Here is a 26106-nt window from a genome sequence, read left to right on the forward strand (position 1 = left end):
ATTTTTGTATGAACTTTAATACCCGCATAGGCGTTTCAAATTTTTAAATAATAAAGATGTACAATAAATTTTTATTAGCCACGCTAATTATCGTATTTCCGGTATTGGGTTTTGGGCAATTATTACAAGCTAAAAATAATTTTACTCATGCCGATACATTAAGAGGCAGTGATAATGCACAACGAAACTGGTGGAATGTTTTACATTATTCCATTTCAGTGAATCCTAATTTTGAAACGAAAACCATTCAGGGTAAAGTTACCATTCAATATGCTGTAGTAAAGCCGGTTACCACCATGCAGATTGATTTACAACAGCCTTTGGAAGTAGACAGTATTGTACAGCACAAACGCATTATTTATTTTACAAGAACCAATAATGTAATTTTCATTAAAAATACTGTTCCGCATCGTATGGGATTCCATGATTCAATTACCGTGTATTATCATGGCCGGCCTCGGGAAGCCGTTCGTCCACCCTGGGATGGTGGATGGATTTGGAAGAAAGATTCATTGAACAGGCCGTGGATGAGTGTTGCCTGTCAGGGTTTGGGCGCCAGTGTTTGGTATCCGTGTAAAGATTATCAGGGAGATGAACCCGATAACGGAGCCACATTGACTATCATTGCTCCGGATACATTAATGGCAGTAGGTAATGGTAGATTAATATTTTCAGGAAACACTTCGTTCAACAAGAAAATATATACCTGGCAAGTGGTGAATCCTATTAATAACTATGACATTATTCCCTATATAGGCAAATACGTAAACAAACAAGATACGCTGTTGGGCGCAAAAGGATTATTAACGCTTCAATATTGGGTTTTGGACTATGATAGCAGTATTGCCTGGCAGCAATTTAAACAGGTAAAACCAATGTTACGGGCATTTGAGTATTGGTTTGGGCCTTATCCATTTTATGAAGATGGGTATCAGTTGGTACAGGCGCCGCATTTAGGTATGGAGCACCAAAGTGCTGTAGCTTACGGCAATCATTTTAAAAACGGTTATTTAGGGCGCGATTTAAGTGGAACGGGATGGGGCTTGCGTTGGGATTTTATTATTGTACACGAAAGCGGGCACGAATGGTTTGGAAATAATATTACTACCAAAGATGTGGCCGATATGTGGGTACACGAAGGATTTACCAATTACAGCGAAACATTGTTTACCGAATATTATTACGGAAAAGAAGCAGGCACCGATTATAATGTAGGCAGCAGAAAAAATATTTTGAATGATAAACCCATTATTGGCCCCTATGGTGTAAACAAAGAAGGCAGTAGTGATATGTATTATAAAGGCAGTGCATTAATACATTCTATTCGCCACTCTGTGCATAATGATGTTCTATTTCGGAAAATACTGCACGGTTTAAATAAAGTTTTTTACCATCAAACGGTTACCTCGGCTCAAATTGAAAATTACATCAATCAGCATGCAGGGTTTAATTATCAATATGTTTTCGATCAATATTTACGAACCACGCATATACCTGTTTTGGAATATCAGGTGGATTCGGTAAATCATTCCGTTCGTTGCAGATGGAGTAATTGTTTGCCTACATTCAATTTGCCATTGAGTTTATGGAATCCACCAGGTGAACATATTAAAATATATCCAACAACGAATTGGAAAACAATCTCCATTCAAAAAAATCAGACCAACTTATTTCGTTCAGCATTAATTGAGCGGTTGTATTATGTAAAAACGAAATTGCTGCATTAGTTAAATTTCGGTTCTTAACTTACTGTGTTTTCTTCCATAAAAGAAATACAGGCATAAACCAATACCCATCCATACAAAAAACCACAACCAGCTAATGGCAGGAATTTCAATCATTAAATACAAACAAAATAATGCACCTAAAACAGGAATAACTGAATAATTTCTGATAAAGCTTAACACGGAAACAATTACTGTGATAGAAACAAAAACGATAAATAATATTTCCTGATAACTTTCTGAGCTAAGATGTTGAAATGCATCGGTAAAGCGTTCATGAAATCCGATAATAAATATCATGGACAGTATTGGGATAATATACTTTCCATTGATGTAAGGTAATTTAAATCGGCCCTGTGTAGTATTTTGCATTCGTGGCAATACCAATACACCAAAACAAACCAACACAAAGGCAAACAAAGTTCCAATACTGGTTAAATCGGTCATTAAACTACTTGGTAAAAATAATGAAGGGATAGAAACCAATAATCCTGTAATAATGGTAGCAAAGGCCGGTGTTTGAAATTTTGGATGAATTTGAGAAAACTTTTTGGGCAATAAGCCATCCCGGCTCATACTCATCCAAATACGCGGCTGACCTAACTGAAAAACCAGCATTACACTTGTAGTTGCCACTACTGCACTAATTGAAATAATATAACTCACCCATTTTAAGTTGATTTTACTAAACACAAATGCCAATGGGTCATTTACCTTCAGTTCAGAATAATGTACCATACCGGTTAATACCAATGCTATTAAAATATAGAGTACAGTACAAATAATTAAAGAATAAATCATCCCTCGTGGTAAATCGCGTTGAGGATTTTTACATTCTTCAGCAGTGGTAGAAATAGCATCAAAGCCAATATAGGCATAAAAAACAGCAGATACCCCTGCTAACACACCACCAAATCCATTTGGCAGAAAGGGCACCCAGTTATCTGTTTTCACATAAAAAAATCCGAGTGCAATTACAAATAGGATGACGATGATTTTAAAAATAACCATAAAATTGGTTGATTTTTTACTCTCTTTTATTCCTATATATGCCAACGTTGTAATTAACACTACAATGATAAATGCAGGAAGATTAATGAGCAGGTGTTTACCAAACAGAACAGGAGCCTGCATCCAGGTATCTGTTGCAGACAATAAATGTTGTGGTAAAGGTTGATGCGATGCTGTTAAAATAGTAGCTTCCTGAAAATCTTTAGCCGCTGTGAAAGGATCTGTTAACAGCCAACCGGGTAAATGAATACCCAAACCCATCAATAAATTATTAAAATAGCCACTCCAGCTAATGGCAACAACTATATTTCCAATGGCATATTCTAAAATAAGTGCCCAACCAATAATCCATGCAACTAATTCACCAAAACTAACATAGGCATACGTGTATGCACTTCCGGCAATGGGTACTCTACTGGCAAATTCAGCATAACATAAAGCACTAAAGCCACAGGTAACCGCAGTAATAATAAAAAGAAATGCTATACCGGGCCCACCGTTATAAGCTGCTGTTCCTATTGTTGAAAAGATACCTGCACCAATAATGGCAGCAATACCCATAAATGTTAAATCCTTAACCGTTAGTACCTTATTCAGTGAATGTTGATGACCATCCGTAATTCCTGCTTCTGAATCAGCAACAATTTTTTCAATTGATTTTTTTCTAAACAATGTAGACATGCAATCGTCTGTTTTATAAAAAAGGGTAAGATAAGCATTAAATTAGTAATCTCTTTGTATGAGGAAAGCCGCAACATCTTTTAAATGTTTTTTGCGCACACTTTGTACAGCAACTTCTTCTAAATGATGCAGTGCTGTATTTAAATATTGTTCTTTTAAAGCATTGGCCCATTCGTGCACATTACAATCTTTAAATATGGCTAAAACTTTTTCAACTTTATCAGGTTCATTACCCAGCATGTGTTGCATCAATGCTGTTTTTTGTGCAGGTGATGCTACTTCTAATGCATGTAACAATAAAAAAGTTTTTTTATTTTGTTTAATATCGCCACCTACCACTTTGCCAAATTTTTCAGGATTCCCGAAAGCATCCAGATAGTCATCCTGAATTTGAAAGGCGATACCTAAATTTTTTCCAAAAGCATATAAATGTTTACAACTGCCTTCGCTTGCACCACCAATAATGGCCCCCATTTCTAAACTTGCCGCCAGCAAAACAGAGGTTTTTAATTCAATCATTTTTAAATAATCGGTTAATTCAATGTGTGCTGCATGCGCATAATCCATATCTAATTGTTGCCCCTCGCAAACTTCAACTGCTGTTTTATTAAAAATATGCAAAATATGTTTCAGAAAATCATTTTGAATATGCTCTAAATATTGGTAGGCTTTAATTACCATTACATCACCTGCCAGCAAAGCCGTGTTATTACCATATTTAGCATGTACAGTGGTCATTCCTCGGCGTAAATCTGCTTCATCCATAATATCATCATGCACTAAAGTAAAATTGTGAAACAGTTCAATAGCCGTAGCAACACGGTATGCATCTTCATGAATTTCGCCAAAAAGTTCGTTACCCATTAAGCAAAAAACCGGCCTGATTCTTTTACCGCCAATTTGTAAAAAATAGTGGCAGGGCTCATATAATGTTTCAGGCGTTTTTGGAAAATGATGCACTGAAAAATATTTACCAAATTGTTCAGTAAGTTGTTCAAATGTATGCATACCACAAACTAACAGGAAAAAATTCAAATAAACTTGTAAGAATCAAAGTTTTATGCACAAAATTTTGGCACGATTTTTTGATAATTTTGCTAAAATGTTATTTATGAAAAAAATATTCATCCTGAGCCTGATTACTTTAACACTGGGTATTGCTAAAACAGAAGCCCAAAATTTAAGCAGTTCTTATCAAACAGCAGTAGGTTTAAAAATTTATCCGGGTGCTGTTTCTGTAAAACATTTCGTAAATGGCAACAATGCTATTGAAGGATTGGGTTATTTTTGGCAGTATGGTTTTAGATTAACCGGTTTGTATGAAATACATGGTGATATTAATGGCGCACCGGGTTTAAAATGGTATGTTGGTCCCGGCGCACATATTGGTTCATATAATGATAACTGGATAAGAGACTATCCATACCGTGATAATTCAGTAGCCATTGGTATTGATGGCGTTTTGGGTTTGGATTATAAAATTAAAGGTGCTCCCATCAACGTTAGTTTCGACTGGCAGCCTTCATTTAATTTGGTTGGGTATTCTTATTTTGAAGGAGGCTGGGGCGGACTGGGTATTCGTTATGCCTTTTAACTTAAATTTATTCATTTAATCAAAAAGTTTGGGGTTCGTTTTAATCTCAAACTTTTTTTATAGTTTAAGTTTACTGAATGCTATTGGCTATGCATCCTGCAAAGTAAAAAGACTATTTACAAATTCTTTTTTATCAAATACCAATAAATCATTTATCTGCTCACCCACACCAATAAATTTTACCGGTATTTTAAATTGATTGGCAATGGCCAATACTACTCCACCTTTTGCAGTGCCATCTAACTTAGTAATGGTGATTGCACTCACTTCAGTTGCAGCGGTAAATTGTTTGGCTTGCTCTACTGCATTTTGTCCTGTTGAGCCATCTAAAACCAACATTACTTCATGGGGTGCAGTAGGTATTACTTTTTGAATAACCCGCTTAATTTTTGAAAGTTCATCCATTAAATGAGTTTTATTATGCAACCTTCCCGCTGTATCAATCATCACAATATCAACCCCTTTTGCCACTGCACTTTTTACCGCATCAAATGCTACCGCACCGGGATCGCTGCCCATGGCTTGTTTTACAATGGGAACACCTACTCTTTCGCTCCAAATGGTAAGCTGATCAACAGCAGCTGCCCTGAATGTATCGGCTGCCCCCAATAAAACAGAATAACCTGCTTTGGTATAATTGTGTGCTAATTTTCCGATAGTGGTTGTTTTACCAACCCCATTCACTCCAACTACCAAAATTACATAAGGCTTTTTATCGGCAGGAATTTCAAAATTTTTATACGTTTCATCAGCATCCTGTAATACATTCTGAATTTCATCCTTTAACAAATGATTCAATTCAGATGTATGCACATATTTTTCTTTTTTAACCCTTTCTTCAATTCGTTCAATAATTTGAAGTGTAGTATCAATGCCAACATCGGCACTAATTAATGCCTCTTCTAAATTGTCTAAAACAGATGCATCAATGGTACTTTTTCCTGCTATTGCTTTAGAAATTTTCGACAAAAATCCTTCTTTGGTTTTTTGCAATCCCTGATCTAAGCTTTCTTTTTCCTTCTTGCCAAATAATTTATCAAAAAATCCCATGGTTAATAGAATAAATATGAAAAAATGTTTAAAGGCACAAAGTAAGATTAAAAATCATTTTTTTGTGCAATTGCATTAAAAGAAATCAATAACCTATAGTACAATGGTATTTTATAAAAAAGTATTGATTGTTTTCTGACAGCACAACAAAAAAGCCTTCCTAAAAGGAAAGCTTTACAATAAATTATATTATAGCTATCAAACTATTTGGCCAAAAAATCTTTCACCTTATCCTTGTGCACAATGGCTTCTTTAAATGTATAAGCGCCGGTTTTAGGGCTGCGGATGGGTTTAATCACTTTTGTCCAGTTCTTTGCTTCAGCGGCGGCTTTTTGGTCTTTAGTCTTAATCGCTGTTTTTGCTGCTTTTGCCATGGTTATTTGATTTCTTTATGAACAGTTACTTTTTTCAAAATAGGGTTGTACTTTTTCAGCTCCAGTCTCTCAGGAGTATTTTTTTTGTTTTTTACAGAGATGTAACGACTGGTGCCGGGCATTCCTGATGTTTTATGCTCGGTGCACTCTAATATTACTTGTACTCTATTACCTTTCTTTGCCATTGTAATGGGTAATTTACTGGTTTAATTAAATTTTTACTCCGTCAGCTCTCAATTGTTTAATAACAGAGGCCAAACCATTTTTATTAATGGTACGAATGGCATCTGAAGATACTTTTAAAGTAACCCAACGGTCTTCTTCTGCAAAAAAGAAACGTTTTGTTTGTAAATTCGGCAGAAAACGGCGTTTTGTTTTAATGTTAGAATGTGAAACGCTGTTACCTGTTAATGGTTTTTTTCCTGTAACCTGACATACTCTTGCCATGATGCTATTTTTTTTCGGGACGGCAAAGGTAAGGAACACAAATGAAAAATCCATATTAATCACATCTTTTTTAGAGAAAATATACACACGCCGTGGAAATATAGATTTTGCCGTAATAATCAAGCTAAATTATACACATTACTACTCATTTCATTCAATCTATCCGCTTTCAGTAAAAATTTTGCAGAGAACCAAAACAAATATTGCAGAGAAATTTACTAAATTTTTTTGAGCTGTACCAATTATTCGTAACTTGCAAGCAATAAATCATGAAACACTTTCTGCAATATAACCTCGATTTTTTAGATCATCCCTTGGGGTAATCTTCTATTTAAATTATTCTCAAATCGTATTGTTATTTATTATAAGCTATTGTTCTGGTATTTTTTACCATGTAACAGGTTTATGTGATTTCCTCAAATTTTAAAAGAATTTTATGTTAACGCAACAATTATCCCATAAAAGTGCATACTATCTTTCATTAGAAGAAAAATACGGTGCACACAACTATCATCCCTTACCGGTGGTTTTAGAAAAAGGCGAAGGTGTATTTGTATACGATGTTGACCAAAAACGTTATTTCGACTTTTTAAGCGGCTATTCAGCCGTAAATCAAGGGCACTGTCATCCTAAAATTATTAACAGTCTATTGCAACAGGCACAAAAACTTACCCTTACTTCCAGAGCATTTTACAACAATGTTTTGGGCGAATATGAAAAATACATCACTGAATATTTTGGGTACGATAAGGTTTTACCTATGAATACCGGTGTTGAAGGCGGGGAAACAGCGGTAAAATTAGCCCGCAGATGGGGTTATGCCAAAAAAGGAATACCTGAAAATAATGCGAAAATAATTTTTGCCGAAGGTAATTTCTGGGGCAGAACACTGGCAGCCATCTCCTCTTCTACCGATCCATCTAGTTATAAAGGATTTGGGCCTTATATGCCCGGATTTGAATTGGTGCCTTACAATAATTTAGCTGCTTTAGAAAAAGCTTTTCAGGATAAAAATGTAGCTGCCTTTATGGTTGAACCCATTCAGGGCGAAGCAGGTGTGGTGGTACCGGATGAGGGTTATTTAAAGGGGGTTCGTGCATTGTGTACAGAATATAATGTATTATTCATAGCCGATGAAATTCAGACCGGTTTAGCCAGAACCGGAAAAATGCTGGCCTGTGATCATGAAAATGTAAAACCCGATATTTTGATTTTAGGAAAAGCTTTAAGTGGTGGCACCATGCCCGTTAGTGCAGTGTTATGTGATGATGCAATCATGCTAAACATACAGCCCGGCGAACATGGCAGCACTTATGGCGGTAACCCTTTGGCCTGTGCTGTAGCCATTACTTCATTACAAGTGTTAAAAGATGAGGGAATGGTGGAGAATGCAGAAAAAATGGGTGTTATTTTTCGGGAAGAATTGGCTAAACTCAAAAATCAGTTTCTACAAACCATTCGGGGCAAAGGCTTATTAAATGCCATCGTAATACAACACCCTAATCCGGATGCAGCCTGGGATATTTGCTTAGCTTTAAAAGAAAATGGTTTATTGGCCAAACCAACACATGGCGATAAAATTCGCTTTGCACCACCGCTCATCATTACAGCGCCCCAAATTATGGAAGCGGTTGAAATTATCCGTAAAACATTACAATCATTTCATTAAAACATTTGTTTATAAGTAATTTTACAGTATGATACAAAACCACCTGCACCACAAAGAAGAGCATTTACAAAGCTCAGATTTATTAACGGATATTGTAATTGGCATGAGTGATGGACTAACCGTTCCATTTGCTTTGGCTGCCGGTTTAAGTGGTGCAGTTGGCAATCAGGTAAATTTAATATGGATTGCCGGTATTGCAGAAATTGCAGCCGGCTCCATTGCTATGGGTTTAGGTGGTTATTTAGCCGGAAAAACGGAAGTAGACCATTATAACAGTGAACAAAAGAAAGAATTTTGGGAAATTGAAAACAAAGTAGAAGTAGAAAAAGAAGAAGTACGGGAGGTTTTTAGAAATTGGGGTTTAAGTGAGCAGTTGCAAGAGCAAGCCATGCAGGAAATTGTAAAAGATAAAAACAAATGGGTTGATTTTATGATGAAGCATGAACTTGGTTTAGAAGAACCAGATCCCAAAAGAGCAAGGAAAAGTGCTTTTAATATCGGATTATCATATGTAGTGGGCGGCTTGGTGCCCCTTAGCCCCTATTTCTTCGTTACCGATGCGCTCAATGGTTTAAAAATTTCTGTTATTGTTACTTTAATCTGTCTTTACATTTTCGGTTATTTCAAAAGTAAAATAACCGGCATTAATCCGTGGACAGGAGGTCTTCGTGTGATGCTGATTGGAGCCGCCGCTGCAGCCGCAGCCTTCGGCATTGCCAAATTAATTGATGGTTGATACTGCAGTTATTTATTTTGATCCGACAGGCAGTTTTAATCTGGGTAATAAAGTCATCAGCAATACAATTACAGCTAAGCCCACTGTAATATACAGGCCGGGTTTTACTTCTGGGCATTCGCCTGCTCGGCATAATGAAAACAAGGTAAAGTTTTTAATGGCCCATGCCATATTTATAAAGCCTACAAATAAATTGGTTCGTTTTGCCCAAACTTTTGGCAATGCAAAAAATGCAATCAGCAATACAGAAAAAAAACTCTGTGCCAGAATTTGCTTTCCAAAAGTAAATTGTTCATTCACTGTTCCATGTACACCACTAATGGTTAGTTGTAAGGATGGAATGTAAATCCAGGGCAAAAAACACACAGCTACCATCAATATGGCCGCCATAATTCCAATAGTTTGTGCATACTTCATAAAGAAAAGAAAGGATTACTGTTGTAATCCTTTGTTTGATGAGAGGTCCCGAGCGGATTCGAACCGCTGTACAAGCTTTTGCAGAGCTCTGCCTAGCCACTCGGCCACAGGACCATTCGGGCTGCGAAAATAAAGCATCGTAACTAAATACAAAATTCTAATTTTGCAACTTCAAAAAAAATACATGAATAGTATTGCACCATCTGAATTAATTATCAACAACAGAGGCGCTGTTTATCACATTGACCTAAGACCGGAAGAACTGGCAGATACCGTTATTACTGTAGGCGATCCGGACCGTGTTGAAAAAGTAAGCAGGCATTTCGATTCAATTGAAATAAAAAGGCAACACAGAGAATTTATTGCCCATACCGGCTTTATCGGAAAAAAAAGATTAACGGTACTTTCTACCGGCATTGGGCCCGATAATATTGATATTGTGCTGAATGAATTAGACGCTTTGAAAAATATTGATTTTAAAACCAGAACCATTAAACCGGAATTAAGTTCTTTAAATATTATTCGTTTAGGTACTTCCGGAGCTTTACAGGCCGATATTTCGGTAGATAGTTTTGTAGTGGGCACACATGGGCTGGGTTTAGACAATTTGTTGCATTATTATCGTCAGGTAAACAATGAAGAGGAACAACAAATTTTAAAACATTTTATAGAACATACCCAGTTATCCGGAAATATTCAGCCCTATCTGGCTACAGGTAGTATCAGCATCATGAAACATTTTGTAGAGGGCTTTCATCATGGCATTACGGTTACCTGTCCCGGTTTTTACGGCCCACAGGGTCGTGTACTGCGTTTGGGTTTATCCAATCCCGGTTTGGTAGATAATTTTAGCAGTTTTAGCTGCGGACAGCACCGAATCAGTAATTTTGAAATGGAAACCAGCGCAATTTATGGATTGGGTAAATTATTAGGTCACCATTGTTTATCCGTAAATGTTATTGTAGCCAACCGAATCCGTAAAGAATTTAGTAAAGATAGCGCAATGGCCGTAGAAAATTTAATCAAAAAAGCATTAGCAATTATCAGCACTCTTTAAATTATGCAGTTAACATTTTATAAGTATCAGGGAACCGGAAACGATTTTATTATTCTTGACAATAGAAATGGTACCATTCAATTAACCACAGAGCAAATTAATTTTTTATGTAACCGAAAATTTGGAATTGGAGCTGATGGATTAATGCTGTTAAGCCATAACAAAGATTTTGACTTTGAAATGGTGTACTATAATGCTGATGGTAAAGAAAGTACCATGTGTGGAAATGGCGGCCGTTGCTTAGTACAATTTGCGTATGATATTGGCCTAAAAAAAGAAAAATATCATTTTAAAGCCATTGATGGCCCACATGAAGCACATTTCGAAAAAAACGGATGGGTAGATTTGTTGATGAAGAATGTAGATACCATAGAACGCTATTATGGCGATTTTTTGGTAAATACCGGCTCACCACATTATATTAAAACAGTAACGGATATTGCCAATTATGAAGTATTTAAAGAAGGCAGAGCCATTCGATTCAGCAAAGATTTTGAAAAAGAAGGCATCAATGTAAATTTTGTAGAAGTAACCGATGCAGATACCATTACCGTTAGAACTTATGAAAGAGGGGTTGAAAATGAAACCCTGAGTTGTGGAACCGGCGTTACTGCTGCCGCATTGGTATTTGCTCATAATGAAGCCGGGTTTAACAGAATTGAAGTAAATACTTTGGGCGGAAAATTAGCCGTTGAATTTGATAAATTGGGCGAAACATTTACCAATATCTGGCTTTGCGGACCGGCAACTTTTGTATTTAAAGGGGAAATATACTTGCAATTTTAAATGAATATGATGCATCAGCCCATTGCTTATCAAACACTACCCAAACCACAAAAATTTACCATTCGGGTGTACGGTTTGTTGATTGACCGGCACCAACGCCTATTGGTAAGTGATGAATATATAAGGGGAAATTATTTTACCAAATTTCCCGGTGGCGGATTAGAATTGGGCGAAGGAACAAGGGAATGTTTACAACGCGAATTTTTAGAGGAAACCGGATTGCAGATTACTGTTCAGGAACATTTTTACACCACCGATTTTTTTCAGATTTCAGCATTTAACACCATCGACCAAATTATTTCAATTTATTACAAAGTATCAGCTCCGGAATCTGCTATCGCACAATTAAAAACCGGAACAACACCCTTTCAGTTTACGCCGGAACAAATTGCAGATGTAAATGGCCAGTATGAAGTATTGCGCTGGTTACCCATATCTGAATTATCAACTGATTCTGTTCATTTACCAATCGATAAAGTAGTAGTGCAATTATTATTAAACCAATAATACCATCTTTATAGTGAAACGATTAAATGCAATATTTCTTAAATGATGGTAACAAAAAAGAACAATAGTTCTGTTAAGTAAAAAATAAAGTTGCCTATCATCAACCAACCGGGAACAGATTGAAAAAAAAATCGGTTCTTTTTTAAAAGAAAGGCAATGAATAAAATTGAATTGAGGGCAATTACGGCATAACCAGCTGTAATAAAATAACTGCTTACCATTTCATTGCGAAAAATATCTCCTCTAAAACGCATCACAACGGTTGTTATAAAAGCCAAATTACCGATCAGTGCAACCCTGTTTAAGAATAAAATATTCTGCATATTAAAATTTCGTTCAAAATAGCATTAATTTGCTTTTCATAAAAATAGTTGATGCTGCACTAACTTTCCATCCATCTATTTTTAGTTGAAATAAGAATGATAGAAAGTTTAAAATGGCAGCAAGTAAATAGTATAAATGCAATAGCAATGAGCGGAAAGGCTTATTTACTGAAAAATAATTCAGGCAGTTGCAGGTACCAAAAAAAAATAGAAACACATGAAAAATGTTCATTTGAAACAGCTATTGCCTCATGTAATAGCAATTGTAATTTTTGTAATTATTGCGGTTCTGTTTGCCAAACCCACTTTAGAAGGAAAAGTATTGCAGCAAAGCGATGTAATTCACTGGAGAGGCATGGCACAGGATTTAATTCAATATAAAGATACCCACGGCAAATACCCTTTGTGGAGTAACAACCTTTTTGGAGGAATGCCGGCTTATCAAATTATTCTCACAGCAGCCAATCCGGTTTCTGTAGTATATGCACATCCGCTTTTCATGTTGTTTTTACCCAAACCCATTGGTTTTTTCTTTTTATTGTGCATTTCGTTTTATTTCCTGAGCCAGGTGCTACGCATCAATCCGTGGATAGGCATTGGCGGAAGTATTGGTTATGCTTATGCCTCTTTTTCAGCCATTATTGTTGCCGCAGGGCATGATACACAAATGTTGGCATTAGGTTATGTACCCGCATTAATTGGTGCAATCTGGCTAATTTATCAAAAAAAATATTGGTGGGGTACTGCGCTTACAGCTTTGTTCAGTGCTTTACTGATTGCACAAAATCATTTACAAATAGCCTATTATTTTATTATTATTGCCGGATTTATGACCATTGGATTTATCATTCAATGGCTCAAAGCAAAAGATTATCAACATCTTGTAAAAGCGCTGGTTTTAACATTGATAGCCGGAGGTATTGGTGCAACCTGCAATTTGGTAGGTTTGGCCACCACCAACGATTATTCTAAAGCTACCATGCGCAATGGCACCTTGAATTTAGATACCACCAACCATGCCAATACTACCAGAAAAAATTCCGGATTACCCATTGATTATGCATTTAACTGGAGCTATGGCCGTGCCGAAAGTTTTACCCTTTTAATACCCGATGTATATGGCGGTGCATCTAATGGTGAGTTAAACGACGATTCACACATTGCAAAAATTTTACAACAAAAAGGCGTGCCAGATGACCAGGCTGCACAGTTTGCAGAAAGCATGCCTTCCTACTGGGGCAGCCAGCCTTTTACCAGTGGCCCCGTGTATTTGGGCGCAGTGCTTTGCTTATTATTTATTTTTGGAATGGTATATTTAAAAACACCACATAAATGGTGGATTCTTGCACTAACGGTAGCTGCCTTGCTGATGAGCTGGGGAAAAAACTTAATGTTCTTCAATGAATTTTTATTCAACCATCTTCCACTCTACAATAAATTCAGGGTGCCAACCATGACGCTGGTGATTCCTCAGTTCACTTTTCCACTGGTAGCTGTAATGGTATTGCAACAATTATTTTTCGATACAAAAGATAAATTGATTGCTCTTTTTGCATTAAAGAAAACACTTATTATTACCGGAGCCTTCTTTGTATTGGCCATTCTATTGTATTTTAGTTTTGATTATGCTGCACCTTCGGATGTAAATTTAAAAACCTATTTCAACCAGCTTACCCAGGGTAATGCCATTGAATCAAACAGCATTTACAATGCACTGATAGCCGACAGAAGAAGTTTGTTTGCAGCCGATTTAATACGTTCCATCATTTTTGTAATACTGGCTGCGGGAAGTATATTCTTCTACCTGAAAAATAAATTGAAAACAACTTATGCCATTGCCGCCTTTGTTGTTTTAATTGCAGCGGATAACATTAATATAGACAGGCGTTACTTCAATGATAAAAATTTTCAGGATGAAGAAACCATTGATGACACCTATTTTAAACCCACAGCTGCTGATTTGCAAATAATGAAGGATACTTCTTATTACCGGGTGCTTAATTTAACGCAGGATGTTTTTAATGATGCACTTACCTCCTATCATTTTCATTCTGTAGGTGGTTATCATCCTGCCAAACTAAGTATTGTGGAAGATTTGCTGAACTTCCAACTACGCAAGCAACCCATGAATATGCAGGTGTTGAATATGCTGAATACAAAATATATTATCGTTAACAATCCTGCAACCAATAAACCGGAAGTGCAACTTAACCCCAATGCACTGGGGCCCTGTTGGTTTGTAAAAACTGTACAATTTGTAAACGGGCCAGCAGCTGTGATGAAAGCTTTAGATCATTTTACACCAAAAGATACCGCCATTGTAGCTACTGCTGATCAATCATTGGTAACTTATACAGGCACAGCCGATTCTACTGCAACTATTCACTTAGTAAAAAATGATAATGATATCATTCATTATACTTCTAACAGTAACACTAATGGATTTGCAGTGTTTAGTGAAATATATTATAATCGTGGATGGAAAGCTTATATTGATGGGAAAGAAACACCTATTATACAAACCAATTATGTATTAAGAGGCCTCTCCATTCCTGCAGGGAAACATGATATTGTGTTTGAGTTTAAACCTGCATCTTATTACAATAGTACTAAAATTGCCATTGGTGCATCTGCTTTGGTATGGTTGCTCTTAATAGGTGCCATTGCAAGTTCATTCAAACAGGGCAAACATAAAGATAAAGATGTTGCCTGAGTATGAATGTTTTAGCATTGATTTCCTATAAAGTGTTTCCCGCCCAAATGGGCGGCCAGAAAGGTATTGCTCAGTTTTATGAATACCTTGCAAAACAGGATAATGTTATCATCGTTGCAGCAAAAAACAATCAACTATCAGATATACCCTTTCCCAAAAAGTACAATTGCTTATTTCCGCAGGGCAAAGGAATACTGAATATTTTAAAACTGTTTTTTGTTATAAAACTGATTCGCAGAGAAAATATTGATGTAATCGTTATAGAACATTCCTATTGGGGCTGGTATGGTTATTTATTGCATGTATTAACAAAAAAGCCTTTCATTATTCATTCACACAATATTGAAGCAGAAAGGTTTAACATACAAAAGCGTAAATATTGGAAAATATATGAACTATATGAAAAATGGGCGCATCAAAGGTGTAGCCATAATTTTTTTAAATGTGAAGAAGATGCAGCTTATGCCGTGAAACAATGGAACATAAATCCATCTAAAGTAACAATTATTCGTTATGGCACTGATGTGCAGTCATCGCCTACTGCTGCTGAAAAGCAGGCAGCAAGAAGCCAATTAATACAACAAGTGAATCTTCCTGCATCTGCCTGTTTACTACTTTTCAACGGAACATTAAACTATGCGCCAAATGTTGAAGTTTTAACAGAAATTACGGGTAGTATTATACCGATATTAAGAAAAAATAAATTTAATTTTAGTCTCATCATCTGTGGTAAAATGTTGCCTGAGGAATGGCTGCAAAAATTAACACAATATCCGGAAATTCACTTTCTGGGATTTGTTGAAAATATAGCTGCCATCAATGCAGGAGTAGATGCATTGATTCAACCCGGCTCAATGGGTACCGGTATTAAAACTAAATTGGTAGAAGCTTTGGCACAAAATACAACGGTTATTACAACACATAACGGAGCCAGAGGTATTCCTCAAAAGATAGCACAATCAAAATTGATATTGATACCCGATTATAATCCGGTTGCATTTGCAGAAAAGATTTTACAATTCAACAATTCAATAGATAATATTCCCAATTCCTTTTATCATGAATTTTATTGGGGTAATATTGCAAAACAGACACATGCTGTTTTAGAAAACTTACATGGAACAAAACATTAAAATATCGGTAGTAATTTGTACTTATAACCGTGCTACTTATATAGCTGCAGCATTAGAAAGTTTGGTGCAACAAACTTTCAACAAAAATGCTTTTGAAGTAATTGTGGTGAATAACAATTCAACCGATAATACTGAGCAGATTTGTAAAAAATTTATTGCTGACCATTCGCAATATGCTTTTTATTTTTTAAATGAACCGCAGCAAGGTGCTTCATTTGCCCGAAACACGGGTGCTGCTGTAGCTAAAGGCAGTTTATTGTGTTTTATGGATGATGATGCAATTGCTGTACCTGATTACTTAGCAAAAATTATTGATTTTTTTGCAACACATCCCGATGCAGGTGGCCTGGGTGGTAGAATTATTCCCAAATATATTCCGGAAGAACCCAAATGGATGAGTTATTATGTTTCATCATTGGTTGGAAATTTTGATTACAGCAAAGAAGTTTGTGTATTTCAACCCGGTAAGTATCCTTTAGAATCGAATATGATTATTAAAACAGAAGATTTTAAAGTTATAGGCGGTTTTAATGAAAACCTGCCCGGTGTGGTGGGTACCTTACGTATTGGTGGTGAGGGTAAAGATTTCTTTTATCGGTTACAAGCCATCGGGAAAAAGATATATTACCATCCCGAAATTATGGTATATCATGTAGTTGAAGTTAAAAAGTTAACAAAAGAGTATATGTATCGGGTGGCCAGTGGAATTGGCCGTGGGGAGCGAAGAAGAGTATTAGCCATTAATCGTTGGGCTTATGTTAAAAAACTAATAGAATATTGTTTTAAGTTGGGTGCAGCCGTTATTTTAGCCATTCAATATACATTGCAGGGAAATCCCGCAAAGGCATGGCCCGTTATCCAATTCAGAATAGATGCATTAAAAGGATTACTAAATCAATAATCATGAATTTTGAAACTTTCGTTAACCGAAAAATAAAAGGCACTTTAAGCAGATGGTTTGGCATACAATTTCAACACCCGTCAGAAACTGCAAAAGTGCGCCATTGGGTACTGCCCTACTGTGTTGGTAAAGGATGCGATATTGGCTTTGGAGGCGATAAAGTAAAAAAAGTAGATTGCGATGGCATTGATTATCCGCAACCATATGCACATGCCGGTAAAGACAAGGTGGATATTCCTTGCGATGTTATTAAAGATGAAATACCTGTTTCCGACAATACCTATGATTATGTGTACAGCAGCCACTTAATTGAAGATGTACCCGATACAGCACAGGTGCTTCAAAAATTTATTCGTATACTTAAAAATGGCGGCAACCTGATTTTGGTATTTCCCAATCAGGAAAAATATGAAGCTATTTGTAACCGAATTGGTCAGCCACTCAACCCCTATCATGTACATAAAGACATGGGATTAGAATTTATGCTGCAACAATTAAAACGTATTCCCAATATTCAAACTAAATTATTATTCAGCAGTAATTGCGAAATTGATTACAATGTGGTAATGGTACTGCAAATACACAAACTTTAAGCGTTCGTAATTTTAATGCGCAATGGTTGTAATATTTTATTAATGAATGCCATGATGCCTGTTGATTTTTTAACAGGTTTAGCAAAATAACAAGGCATTTGAATATATTGTGCATAGCCGTTTTGGTGTACCTGGTTTCTATATTCAGCTAACAAATTACGAAGAACAGGTAAGTTATTTAATTGAAAGCGGGTTTGGTGTTTCGAAAGCGTATCGGGATTTTCGAATTTATAGCCACTAATATGTAAAAAAATAAGTGGTTCGGTTTCATTTACCCAAACTATGTTATCATGAACTGACAGGTTTCTTTCATGTAAATTCCAATAAGCCACATTGCAACCCTTTTGTTGCACAATAGCAACCTGTTCAAAAAACAATGGTATCAGGTTTAGCCAGTTCTGGTCAACAGCCATACCTTCTGCAAAATTGTAATAACACTGATGGGTTAATCGCTCTGCCCACCATTGTAAAAAAGCCTGCGTAATGCTGTTGTTTTTCATTGCAATAAATCCGGCATTGTAAATTCCCGAACGCAATACATCCCGTTCCATCGGCAAGGCATCATCGTTAATGGGTGTAAAAAAATGGGGAGTAATAGCAATGGAATTTTGTTTCAAAATAGCTTCAATTGAAGTAATGGGATGATAGAAAAAAATATCTGCATCAATATATAATAAAATATCAGGCTGTTCTTTCGCCAAAATATATTGAGCCAAAAAAGGTTTAATGGCACAATTCAACTCAATTAAAGTGTATTGTGTACTCATGCTTTTAAAAGCAGGAATAGCCAGTTGTTCTACTTCAATTAATTGATGAGGTAAAAATTCAGCAACTGAAAACCGGCCACTATTTCTATCTACCAAGCCAATGATAACGGTATATTCAGGAGCAACTGACAATAAACTGTCGGCCATTGTTTTAGCATAAGCCAAATGATTAGCGGAACATACCGTATAAGCTATTTTTTTTTGAGAAGGCATCATTAATATATCATATTTACATGCTATCGCTGATTTTTTCAGCTACAATAATCGTATTTAAATATAACCGTTGGTTTTTTGGCCAAATGGGTTCAGTGCAAATAAATAATAGATTTAAAAAAGGCACCAGTATTTGTCGTACTATTTTTTTAAACAATTTAAATCGGGAAACTACATAAACTCTATTTAACCAATCGTCGTGTAAATACACCATCAACATTTGGTGAATGGTAGATAAAGCGTGGCCGTTTTTATCGATGATGATTATTTTGAATCCATTTTTTTCTAATAGTGCCCGAAGCGCAAATTGGGTATATCGGGCATAATCTACCGGAATTTCATGTTCTTCCCATGCAAATGGACAGGTTATTAGCATTTTACTACCGGGCTTTAGCACACGATTGAGTTCAGGTAAAATAGCTTCTAAATTAAAAACATGCTCAAACACCTCAGAACTGAATAAGCTATCAAACTGATGCTTTTCAAATGGAAGCGTTTTTCCATCATAAAAAAAATCAATTGATTCATTTTGATGTGTATGCCCGTCACTATTATAATCTACCCCGGTGTAGGTTTCAACATGGTTAAATAATGACTGGTAAGGTTTTGCGCCACAACCAAAATCTAATAAATGCCCATTCAATTCTGTACTATACAATCTAATTTTATTGTATAATCCTTTTCGTATACAATACAAAGGATGACGGAATGTGGGGTTAAAATCATTTGAAACCATAATCCATAATAATAAAGTAACGGCAGCAAGATAAACCGTTTTGTATAAATATATTCCCACTATTTCGCCATCTTTGAATTTTGAATACATAAATTTGACGCATTATGTTGCATTCATTAATTGGTAGCCATCATTATGGGTAGTATCCGGCATCAAACCATTATTTCAAGCTTTTTAGTGTACATTGGTTTTTTAGTAGGTGCACTGAATACCTATTTTTATGTAACCAATGGTTCATTTACCCCCGAACAGTTTGGCTTAACGCGCATATTTTTTGATTTTGGGCAAAACATGTACATTTTTTCCAGCTTAGGTATCATTCCGGTTATTTATAAATTTTATCCTTATTACAAAGACAATCTTCCGGCACAAAAAATAGATATTGTTACCTGGGCAATGGGTACTGCATTGGCCGGATTTTTTATTTTATTGATTGTAGGTTTTTATTTTCAGCCGGTTATTGTACATGCCTATCAGCAAAAATCGCCTTTAATTGTAGATTTTTATTATTTCATGTTTCCCTTTGCATTGGGCATGTTATTATTTTCGGTATTAGAAGCGTATTGCTGGGCCATTCATCAAACCATTATTGCTAATTTTTTGAAAGAAACGGTCATGCGCATGGTTACCACTGTGTTCATTTTACTGTTTTATTTTAAAATCATCCGTTTCGAAACTTTTGTTTGGTTATTTACTTTTTTATATGCGTTTATTTTTGTGGTGCTGGTACTGTATCTGCGAAAAATAAAACAATTGTATTTGCCCTTGCAAATGAGCCGGGTAACCAAAAAATTTTGGAAAAAAATGATGGGTATGCAGGCATTTATTTTTGGAGGCACCCTCATTAGCTCCATTGCTGCAACCATTGATAGTGTTTTTATTGCGCATTTTCAAGATCTGGTATCGGTGGGTATTTTTGGGTTATCGCAATATGCAGCCAATTTGGTGCAGGTACCGCAACGCAGCATTCAGGCAATAGCAACCGGTTATTTATCCAAAGCCTGGAAGGATAAAGATTTTAAAGAAATTAACCGAATTTATGTTCGTTCCTGTATCAATTTATTGTTGTTAGCCCTTTTTATATTTGGTAACATTTGGCTGAATGTGGCACAGGGCATGGAGGTGTTGCATGTGCAGGATAAATACAAATCAGGCCTGGGTGTTTTGTTTATTTTGGGTATGGCCAGAATTGTAGATGCAGGTACGGGTGTTAATAATGTAGTAATTAATACTTCTACTTTCTGGAAGTTTGATTTTAATAGTGGGGTAATTTTATTGACCTTACGTTTGCCCTTAACCTGGTTTTTAATTAAACATTATGGTATTATTGGCTCGGCAGTTGGTGAACTGACTTCCTACCTGATTTACAATTTTATACGTTTTGAATTTTTAAGAAGAAAATTTAACATGCAACCTTTTAACAGCAAAACCATTTTAGCCATCGTATTGGGTGTTGGTGCATTTATGGTAAGTTATTTACTGTTTCATCCCATTAATGGCTGGACAGGAATTATACTTCGTTCCGCATTGTTTTCTATTATTTTCTTAGTTGGTATCTTTATCATGAATTTAACACCGGATGCTATGCAATTATTTGAAAAATGGTTTCGAAAAAAATAATGCATCACGCTAAAATACTTTGATTGCCATGCTTAATTTTTTAAAAGGATTGGTGTATGATTTTGTTTTATTGCTTGCCATAACCGGCAAACGAAAAAAATCAAATATCCCCCAAGCGTTGATTGTTCGTACCGATGAAATTGGCGATTATGTTTTGTGGCAATCATTTATTCCCGAATTGATACAAAGTAATTTGTTGAAGGATTATACGATTGAATTTGTGGGCAATACTTCCGTTAGAACCTTGTTTAATTTAAAAGGAAAAAATTATTTCGCGAAAGCTATTTGGTTGCATAAGCATGCTTTTAAAACCAATATGTATTATCGGTACCGGTTTTTACGCAATATTTATCTGGCAGGATATGATATGGTGATCAATCCTATTTATTCCCGTTCAAAAAGAATTGATGACAGTATTGTAAAAGCTGCAAAAGCCCGACTAACCATTGGCATGTACCGCAATAAAGAAAATTATGCTGGCTATGAAAGATTATACGATTTTAAACTATATCGGCAATTAATGCCAGAAATGCAAAAGCCTGTTTTTGAATTTTACAGAAACAAAGCATTTACTGAATTTGTTACCCAACAAAAAAGTAAAATTACAAAACCTGAATTTCCGGTAGAATCCATTCATTCTGAAATTCCTTCTAAATTATACCATGACTATTTTGTAGTTTTTCCCGGTTCCAGAAGCGCACAGCGTATATGGCCTACTGAAAATTTTGTTGAAGTAAGTAATTATCTATACGAAAAATACAAATGGGTGGCCGTTGTTTGCGGTTCAAGGGCAGACCAACCTTATTGCAAAGCATTTATAGAAGAATACCAACATCCGGTAAAAAATTTAACAAATAAAACCACTCTGCCCGATTTATTGCTGGTATTGAAACAAGCCAAATGTTTATTGTCAGTAGATACCGGCTCCATTCATTTAGCGGCTTTAGTAAATTGCACGGTATTTGGAATTTTTAACGGTTCACAATATGGCCGGTTTGCACCTTATCCAAAAGAAATTGCCAATAATATTATTGCCGTTTATCCGGATATAATTGATGACGCAGTGGCGAAAGGAAATGAAAATGATTTATTGAAATACGAATATGTGGTAAACATTCCGTATGCCAGTGTTACGGTATTAAAAATGATTACAACTATAAAAAAATATTTATAGCAACTTAATTTATTTTGAAACCAACCAAATATAAATAATATATTTTTAATTTAAAAAAATGAAAATAAAACCAATTAAAGCACTGAAGGTATTGTTCGATTTAGAAGAAAAAAAACAAATATTTCCATTAGATTTTGAACCCTTTCATAAAGATATTATTGAAAAAGTTAGGCCATTTACCATGACCAGCAATGAACGTTTATATGGTTTAATAGAAGCTGTAAAATATGTAATACAAAATAATATATCGGGAGATTTTGTTGAATGTGGCGTATGGAAAGGCGGAAGCATGATGGCTATTGCTGAAACTTTGGTACAGTTAGGGGTTACTAACAGACAGTTGTATTTGTATGATACCTTTACCGGAATGACAGCACCAACCAAAGAAGATCAGGATTCATTAAACCGAGATGCTGCCACCCAATTAAAAAATGAAGCATCCCATAAATCGGAAAGTGTGGTTTGGGCATTTTCTACTATAAATGAAGTAAAAAGAAATATAGGAAACATTAATTACCCTTCTCACAATATACATTTTGTGGAAGGTGATATTCTGCAAACAGTTCCTTCCATTTTACCGCAACAAATTGCGCTATTAAGATTAGATACGGATTGGTATGCTTCCACAAAACATGAAATGATTCATTTGTATCCATTGCTAAATAAATATGGTGTTTTAATTATTGACGATTATGGTTTCTGGAAAGGTTCAAGACAAGCAGTTGATGAATATGTTCAGAAAAATAAAATTCAAATATTACTGAACAGGATGGATGATACAGGTAGAATTGCTTTAAAACTGAAGTGATTATATTATACATTTTCCCACCCCAATCGTTTCTTTAATTGAAAAAGCCATTTGCCCAGAGGTGTTTGCAATACTATAAAAAGCAACTTTAAGCGCCATTGCCAAATGCGGCAAGGTATGGAAAAACCGAAGTGTTTTTCGTAAATAACAATATTTTCTTTTAATGAAGCCAGGTATTGTGTAGAACTGATGCCCGTATCATCAAATAAAGTAATCACATCATTGTAAAAAGCATAGGGCTCTTTTTGTATTCTGCAAAGCATATCATAATCCATTCCTATCTTAAAATCAGTATTATACATACCGCATCGTTCATACACTTCTTTTTGTACCAACCAGGCAGGATGTGCTACGCTACGCATGCCCCGATATAATTTATTTGCCTCAAAAGGCTTACCAACGGTTACCCATTGTTGTGCACGTTGTAGGGTTATTTTACCACTCATCCATTGTATTTCGGGATGCGCATCCAAAAAACGGTTTACCTCCATTAATACATTTTCATGGGCATACACATCACCTGAATTCAGCAAATGAATAAAACCATTGTGCACCCGGCTAATGCCTTTATTGAATGCATCAGCAATGCCTTTATCGGCTTCATTGATCCATTTTCGGTAAGCGGGCTGTGTTGTTTGTAATAACCAGTCTTGTATATCCGGTGTAGTGGAACCGTTAATAATCCAATGTGCAACCGGTTTACAGGTCTGCGCATCAACAGCCGCACAGGTTTTTTGCAAAGCCGTTAAGTTATTGTAACAAATGGTTATAATGGTGATGGTTGCCATTAATGCAATACTTATATTGTGTGAAGTAAAGATAAAAATTGCGCTAATCCTTTTCTCTTCTCATTAGTAAGCAAATAACTGATGTTTGCGGTATAATACTTGTGTAAATCATACACCGGATAATCCATTCCTTCTAACACTTCATGAATATGCGAAACACCATAGCCATTGGCTATATTGAATGCTTCTATAAATGCTGCATTCAAAGGTTTATTGGCAATCCAGGCTGCAAAAACAAAGGGCAAGCCTGTCATTGATTTCCATGCTGCTGCTAAATCGTATACAAATGGAGAAATATTGCGTTGTTCCAATGCCCGGTCGCCAATTACCACGCCGGCTGTATTGCCTTTAATCTGTTCTCTGAAATCAATACCGCCATCTATAAAAACAACTTCCTTCTTCCAATAATGCTTCAGCAATACTTTGGCTAAGTTCACCGAAGTGCGGCTTTGATAGTCTAACAGCACATGCGTAACTGATTCAATGGGCTGCTCGCTGAAAATACAAACAGAAGCTACCTCATGCTCAGCACCAATGCAATAATCGGTAATAATGTATGATTCTTTCATTTTGGGCAATACTGCTATGGGGATTAAACCCACATCAATCGTATCATTCAATAACATTTCTGCAATATGGGCAGGATAATCTTCTGTTAAATCAATTTGTTGTAATAATGTAGCATTTTGCCTCACTCCAAATAATAAAGGCTTTGTATTTAAATAACTTACAGCGCCAACGCGTATTCTCTTGTTCAATTCTTTTACTTTTGCATGCAAAGAAAAGAAAATTCGGCGGTTTCATTTGTTTATGTAAATGATGGATTGATTTTTTAGTGATTTCTTTCAACACGGTATGGCAGCAATTGAAACCAAATTTTATTCATGTAATGAAACCAACTTGTAATGGAATTAAACACTTTGACAGCTCTCTCGCCCATTGATGGCCGTTATAGAAAACAAACGGCTCATTTAGATATCTATTTTTCTGAATACGCTTTAATGAAGTACAGGGTAAGGGTTGAAGTTGCTTATTTTATTTTTTTGGCAGAAAAACGATTTTTTAAACTACCGGCTGCATTACAAAAAAAATTATTGGAAATAGCGGATAATCTTAGTCTGGCCGATGCCCATCATATTAAAGAAATGGAGGCCATTACCAACCACGATGTAAAAGCGGTAGAATATTTTTTAAAAGAACATATTGAAAAAGCTGGCGGAGCAGCCATTAAAGAATGGGTACATTTTGGTTTAACCTCGCAGGACATTAATAACACGGCCATTCCGTTAAGTTGGAAAGAATGTATTTTAATGGAGTACCTGCCTGCATTACTCAACCTGAAACAACAAATTGTTGCATTGGCCAAGCAATGGAAAAAAGTGCCTATGTTAGCAAGAACACATGGCCAACCGGCTTCGCCTACAATTTTAGGAAAAGAATTCATGGTTTTTGCCGAGCGTTTAGAACATCAAGTTGCCTCGCTTGCTGCCATTCCGTTTACTGCAAAATTTGGCGGTGCCACGGGAAATTTTAATGCCCACGTAGTGGCCTTTCCGAAGAAGAACTGGGTACAATTGGGTAACGAGTTTGTTGAAAAAAAATTAGGTTTACAAAGGCAACAGTTTACCACACAAATTGAACACTATGATGATTTGGCAGCACATTTAGATGCCATGCAACGCATTAATACCATATTGATTGATTTTTGTAGAGATATTTGGACATATATTAGTCAGGATTATTTTAAACAAAAAACGAAACCAGGTGAAGTAGGCTCTTCGGCTATGCCACATAAAGTAAACCCGATTGATTTTGAAAATGCCGAAGGTAATTTAGGCATGGCCAATGCCATTGCAGCCCATTTGGCCGCTAAACTTCCTATTTCCAGGTTACAACGCGATTTAACAGACTCAACCGTATTAAGAAATTTGGGCATTCCGGTTGCACATACATTCATTGCTTTGCAATCTATAACAAAAGGATTAGGAAAATTGGTTTTGAATGAAACAAAACTACAATCAGATTTAGAAAACAATTGGGCGGTTGTAGCAGAAGCCATTCAAACTATTTTACGCCGAGAGAATTATCCCAATCCGTATGAAGCACTTAAAGAACTTACCAGAGGCAAAGAAGGTATTACAAAAAATACTTTGCATCATTTTATTGATGGTTTAAAAATTAGTGCCGCTCTTAAAAAAGAATTGAAAGCCATTACCCCGTATAATTATACCGGTGTATCTGCTCCTTTTTAAAAATGCCATTCAATGCAAGAAAAAAAGCCTGC

27 protein-coding genes and 1 tRNA gene are annotated in these 26106 nt (G+C 35.9%); 15 read left to right on the plus strand and 13 right to left on the minus strand.

Annotated elements, in window-relative coordinates; all coding sequences use genetic code 11:
- Nucleotides 1-56 precede the first annotated feature (56 nt).
- Complete coding sequence (locus A0F92_RS14775) at nt 57-1727, plus strand: M1 family metallopeptidase (RefSeq protein WP_068247987.1); 1671 nt, start codon at nt 57-59, stop codon at nt 1725-1727.
- Here the strand turns inward: A0F92_RS14775 and A0F92_RS14780 are convergent, their stop codons facing one another.
- Both A0F92_RS14780 and A0F92_RS14785 read right to left on the minus strand, forming a co-directional pair.
- The gene (locus A0F92_RS14780) at nt 1728-3416 is read right to left on the minus strand and encodes an amino acid permease (RefSeq protein ID WP_068247993.1); all 1689 of its coding nucleotides are present in this window, start codon (nt 3414-3416) and stop codon (nt 1728-1730) included.
- A 42-nt stretch (nt 3417-3458) separates the two neighbouring features.
- On the minus strand, nt 3459-4424 hold the full coding sequence (locus tag A0F92_RS14785) for a polyprenyl synthetase family protein (protein ID WP_068247996.1): 966 nt from the start codon (nt 4422-4424) through the stop codon (nt 3459-3461).
- 103 nt (nt 4425-4527) lie between these two features.
- Between A0F92_RS14785 and A0F92_RS14790 the strand changes: the two genes are divergently transcribed.
- Nucleotides 4528-5010, plus strand: coding sequence for a hypothetical protein (locus A0F92_RS14790; RefSeq protein ID WP_068248280.1), 483 nt, complete (start codon nt 4528-4530; stop codon nt 5008-5010).
- A gap of 87 nt (nt 5011-5097) precedes the next feature.
- Here the strand turns inward: A0F92_RS14790 and ftsY are convergent, their stop codons facing one another.
- The 4 genes from ftsY to rpmB all read right to left on the minus strand — a co-directional run bounded on the left by ftsY (nt 5098) and on the right by rpmB (nt 6881).
- Nucleotides 5098-6060 carry a signal recognition particle-docking protein FtsY gene (gene ftsY, locus A0F92_RS14795; protein ID WP_068247999.1) on the minus strand — a complete coding sequence of 321 codons (963 nt, stop codon included), beginning with the start codon at nt 6058-6060 and terminating at the stop codon, nt 5098-5100.
- A gap of 203 nt (nt 6061-6263) precedes the next feature.
- Nucleotides 6264-6434 (minus strand): DUF4295 family protein, encoded by a 171-nt coding sequence (locus tag A0F92_RS15720; RefSeq protein ID WP_074417709.1) that lies wholly within the window; start codon nt 6432-6434, stop codon nt 6264-6266.
- A 2-nt stretch (nt 6435-6436) separates the two neighbouring features.
- The gene (rpmG, locus tag A0F92_RS14800) at nt 6437-6619 is read right to left on the minus strand and encodes a 50S ribosomal protein L33 (protein WP_068248002.1); all 183 of its coding nucleotides are present in this window, start codon (nt 6617-6619) and stop codon (nt 6437-6439) included.
- Between the two features lie 25 nt (nt 6620-6644).
- A complete protein-coding gene (gene rpmB, locus A0F92_RS14805; RefSeq protein ID WP_068248283.1) occupies nt 6645-6881 on the minus strand; it encodes a 50S ribosomal protein L28 in 237 nt (78 codons plus the stop codon).
- Nucleotides 6882-7317: 436 nt separating this feature from the next.
- Here rpmB and rocD point away from each other — a divergent pair, with 436 nt between their 5' ends.
- Together rocD and A0F92_RS14815 are read left to right on the plus strand one after the other, a co-directional pair.
- The gene (rocD, locus tag A0F92_RS14810) at nt 7318-8550 is read left to right on the plus strand and encodes an ornithine--oxo-acid transaminase (protein WP_068248005.1); all 1233 of its coding nucleotides are present in this window, start codon (nt 7318-7320) and stop codon (nt 8548-8550) included.
- 28 nt (nt 8551-8578) lie between these two features.
- Nucleotides 8579-9286: a VIT1/CCC1 transporter family protein gene (locus A0F92_RS14815; protein WP_068248008.1), complete on the plus strand. Its 708-nt coding sequence runs from the start codon at nt 8579-8581 to the stop codon at nt 9284-9286.
- A 12-nt stretch (nt 9287-9298) separates the two neighbouring features.
- On the opposite strand, the gene A0F92_RS14820 is transcribed toward A0F92_RS14815, so the two are convergent.
- On the minus strand, nt 9299-9703 hold the full coding sequence (locus A0F92_RS14820) for a hypothetical protein (protein ID WP_068248015.1): 405 nt from the start codon (nt 9701-9703) through the stop codon (nt 9299-9301).
- Nucleotides 9704-9746: 43 nt separating this feature from the next.
- A tRNA-Cys gene (locus tag A0F92_RS14825) sits at nt 9747-9817 on the minus strand.
- A 70-nt stretch (nt 9818-9887) separates the two neighbouring features.
- Between A0F92_RS14825 and A0F92_RS14830 the strand changes: the two genes are divergently transcribed.
- From A0F92_RS14830 to A0F92_RS14840, 3 genes are read left to right on the plus strand one after another with little or no spacing between them, the layout of a single operon-like run.
- Nucleotides 9888-10760 carry a nucleoside phosphorylase gene (locus A0F92_RS14830; RefSeq protein ID WP_068248018.1) on the plus strand — a complete coding sequence of 291 codons (873 nt, stop codon included), beginning with the start codon at nt 9888-9890 and terminating at the stop codon, nt 10758-10760.
- Nucleotides 10761-10763: 3 nt separating this feature from the next.
- Nucleotides 10764-11546: a diaminopimelate epimerase gene (gene dapF, locus A0F92_RS14835; protein ID WP_068248021.1), complete on the plus strand. Its 783-nt coding sequence runs from the start codon at nt 10764-10766 to the stop codon at nt 11544-11546.
- Between the two features lie 6 nt (nt 11547-11552).
- The gene (locus tag A0F92_RS14840; RefSeq protein WP_253810520.1) at nt 11553-12053 is read left to right on the plus strand and encodes an NUDIX domain-containing protein; all 501 of its coding nucleotides are present in this window, start codon (nt 11553-11555) and stop codon (nt 12051-12053) included.
- 38 nt (nt 12054-12091) lie between these two features.
- On the opposite strand, the gene A0F92_RS14845 is transcribed toward A0F92_RS14840, so the two are convergent.
- Entirely contained in the window at nt 12092-12376 is a 285-nt protein-coding gene (locus A0F92_RS14845; RefSeq protein ID WP_068248024.1) for a hypothetical protein, read from the minus strand.
- A gap of 217 nt (nt 12377-12593) precedes the next feature.
- Between A0F92_RS14845 and A0F92_RS14850 the strand changes: the two genes are divergently transcribed.
- Genes A0F92_RS14850 through A0F92_RS14865 form a run of 4 tightly spaced genes read left to right on the plus strand, consistent with a single transcriptional unit; the run spans nt 12594 to nt 17716 of the window.
- Nucleotides 12594-15089, plus strand: a complete 2496-nt coding sequence (locus A0F92_RS14850) for a YfhO family protein (protein WP_068248027.1) — start codon at nt 12594-12596, stop codon at nt 15087-15089.
- Nucleotides 15090-15091: 2 nt separating this feature from the next.
- Nucleotides 15092-16222 carry a glycosyltransferase family 4 protein gene (locus A0F92_RS14855; protein ID WP_068248030.1) on the plus strand — a complete coding sequence of 377 codons (1131 nt, stop codon included), beginning with the start codon at nt 15092-15094 and terminating at the stop codon, nt 16220-16222.
- On the plus strand, nt 16206-17123 hold the full coding sequence (locus tag A0F92_RS14860) for a glycosyltransferase (RefSeq protein WP_167517129.1): 918 nt from the start codon (nt 16206-16208) through the stop codon (nt 17121-17123). The genes A0F92_RS14855 and A0F92_RS14860 overlap by 17 nt, the downstream gene beginning before the upstream one ends.
- Before the next feature lie 2 nt (nt 17124-17125).
- Nucleotides 17126-17716, plus strand: a complete 591-nt coding sequence (locus tag A0F92_RS14865; protein ID WP_068248033.1) for a class I SAM-dependent methyltransferase — start codon at nt 17126-17128, stop codon at nt 17714-17716.
- On the opposite strand, the gene A0F92_RS14870 is transcribed toward A0F92_RS14865, so the two are convergent.
- Together A0F92_RS14870 and A0F92_RS14875 are read right to left on the minus strand one after the other, a co-directional pair.
- Nucleotides 17713-18699 carry a glycosyltransferase family protein gene (locus tag A0F92_RS14870; RefSeq protein ID WP_068248035.1) on the minus strand — a complete coding sequence of 329 codons (987 nt, stop codon included), beginning with the start codon at nt 18697-18699 and terminating at the stop codon, nt 17713-17715. The two genes, A0F92_RS14865 and A0F92_RS14870, sit on opposite strands and share 4 nt — an antisense overlap.
- A gap of 13 nt (nt 18700-18712) precedes the next feature.
- Nucleotides 18713-19522, minus strand: a complete 810-nt coding sequence (locus A0F92_RS14875) for a class I SAM-dependent methyltransferase (RefSeq protein WP_167517130.1) — start codon at nt 19520-19522, stop codon at nt 18713-18715.
- A gap of 45 nt (nt 19523-19567) precedes the next feature.
- On the opposite strand from A0F92_RS14875, the gene A0F92_RS14880 reads away from it, so the two are divergent.
- From A0F92_RS14880 to A0F92_RS14890, 3 genes are read left to right on the plus strand one after another with little or no spacing between them, the layout of a single operon-like run.
- Entirely contained in the window at nt 19568-21052 is a 1485-nt protein-coding gene (locus tag A0F92_RS14880) for a polysaccharide biosynthesis C-terminal domain-containing protein (protein WP_068248038.1), read from the plus strand.
- 28 nt (nt 21053-21080) lie between these two features.
- On the plus strand, nt 21081-22226 hold the full coding sequence (locus A0F92_RS14885) for a glycosyltransferase family 9 protein (protein WP_167517131.1): 1146 nt from the start codon (nt 21081-21083) through the stop codon (nt 22224-22226).
- 58 nt (nt 22227-22284) lie between these two features.
- Nucleotides 22285-23034: a TylF/MycF/NovP-related O-methyltransferase gene (locus A0F92_RS14890; RefSeq protein ID WP_068248048.1), complete on the plus strand. Its 750-nt coding sequence runs from the start codon at nt 22285-22287 to the stop codon at nt 23032-23034.
- 5 nt (nt 23035-23039) lie between these two features.
- Here the strand turns inward: A0F92_RS14890 and A0F92_RS14895 are convergent, their stop codons facing one another.
- Both A0F92_RS14895 and A0F92_RS14900 read right to left on the minus strand, forming a co-directional pair.
- Nucleotides 23040-23822: a glycosyltransferase gene (locus A0F92_RS14895; RefSeq protein WP_068248051.1), complete on the minus strand. Its 783-nt coding sequence runs from the start codon at nt 23820-23822 to the stop codon at nt 23040-23042.
- Between the two features lie 11 nt (nt 23823-23833).
- Nucleotides 23834-24580, minus strand: coding sequence for a menaquinone biosynthetic enzyme MqnA/MqnD family protein (locus tag A0F92_RS14900; RefSeq protein WP_068248296.1), 747 nt, complete (start codon nt 24578-24580; stop codon nt 23834-23836).
- A gap of 147 nt (nt 24581-24727) precedes the next feature.
- Here A0F92_RS14900 and purB point away from each other — a divergent pair, with 147 nt between their 5' ends.
- Nucleotides 24728-26074, plus strand: a complete 1347-nt coding sequence (gene purB, locus A0F92_RS14905; RefSeq protein ID WP_068248056.1) for an adenylosuccinate lyase — start codon at nt 24728-24730, stop codon at nt 26072-26074.
- The last annotated feature ends 32 nt before the right edge of the window (nt 26075-26106 follow it).

Source organism: Hydrotalea flava (assembly GCF_001623405.1).
GTDB lineage: Bacteria > Bacteroidota > Bacteroidia > Chitinophagales > Chitinophagaceae > Hydrotalea > Hydrotalea flava.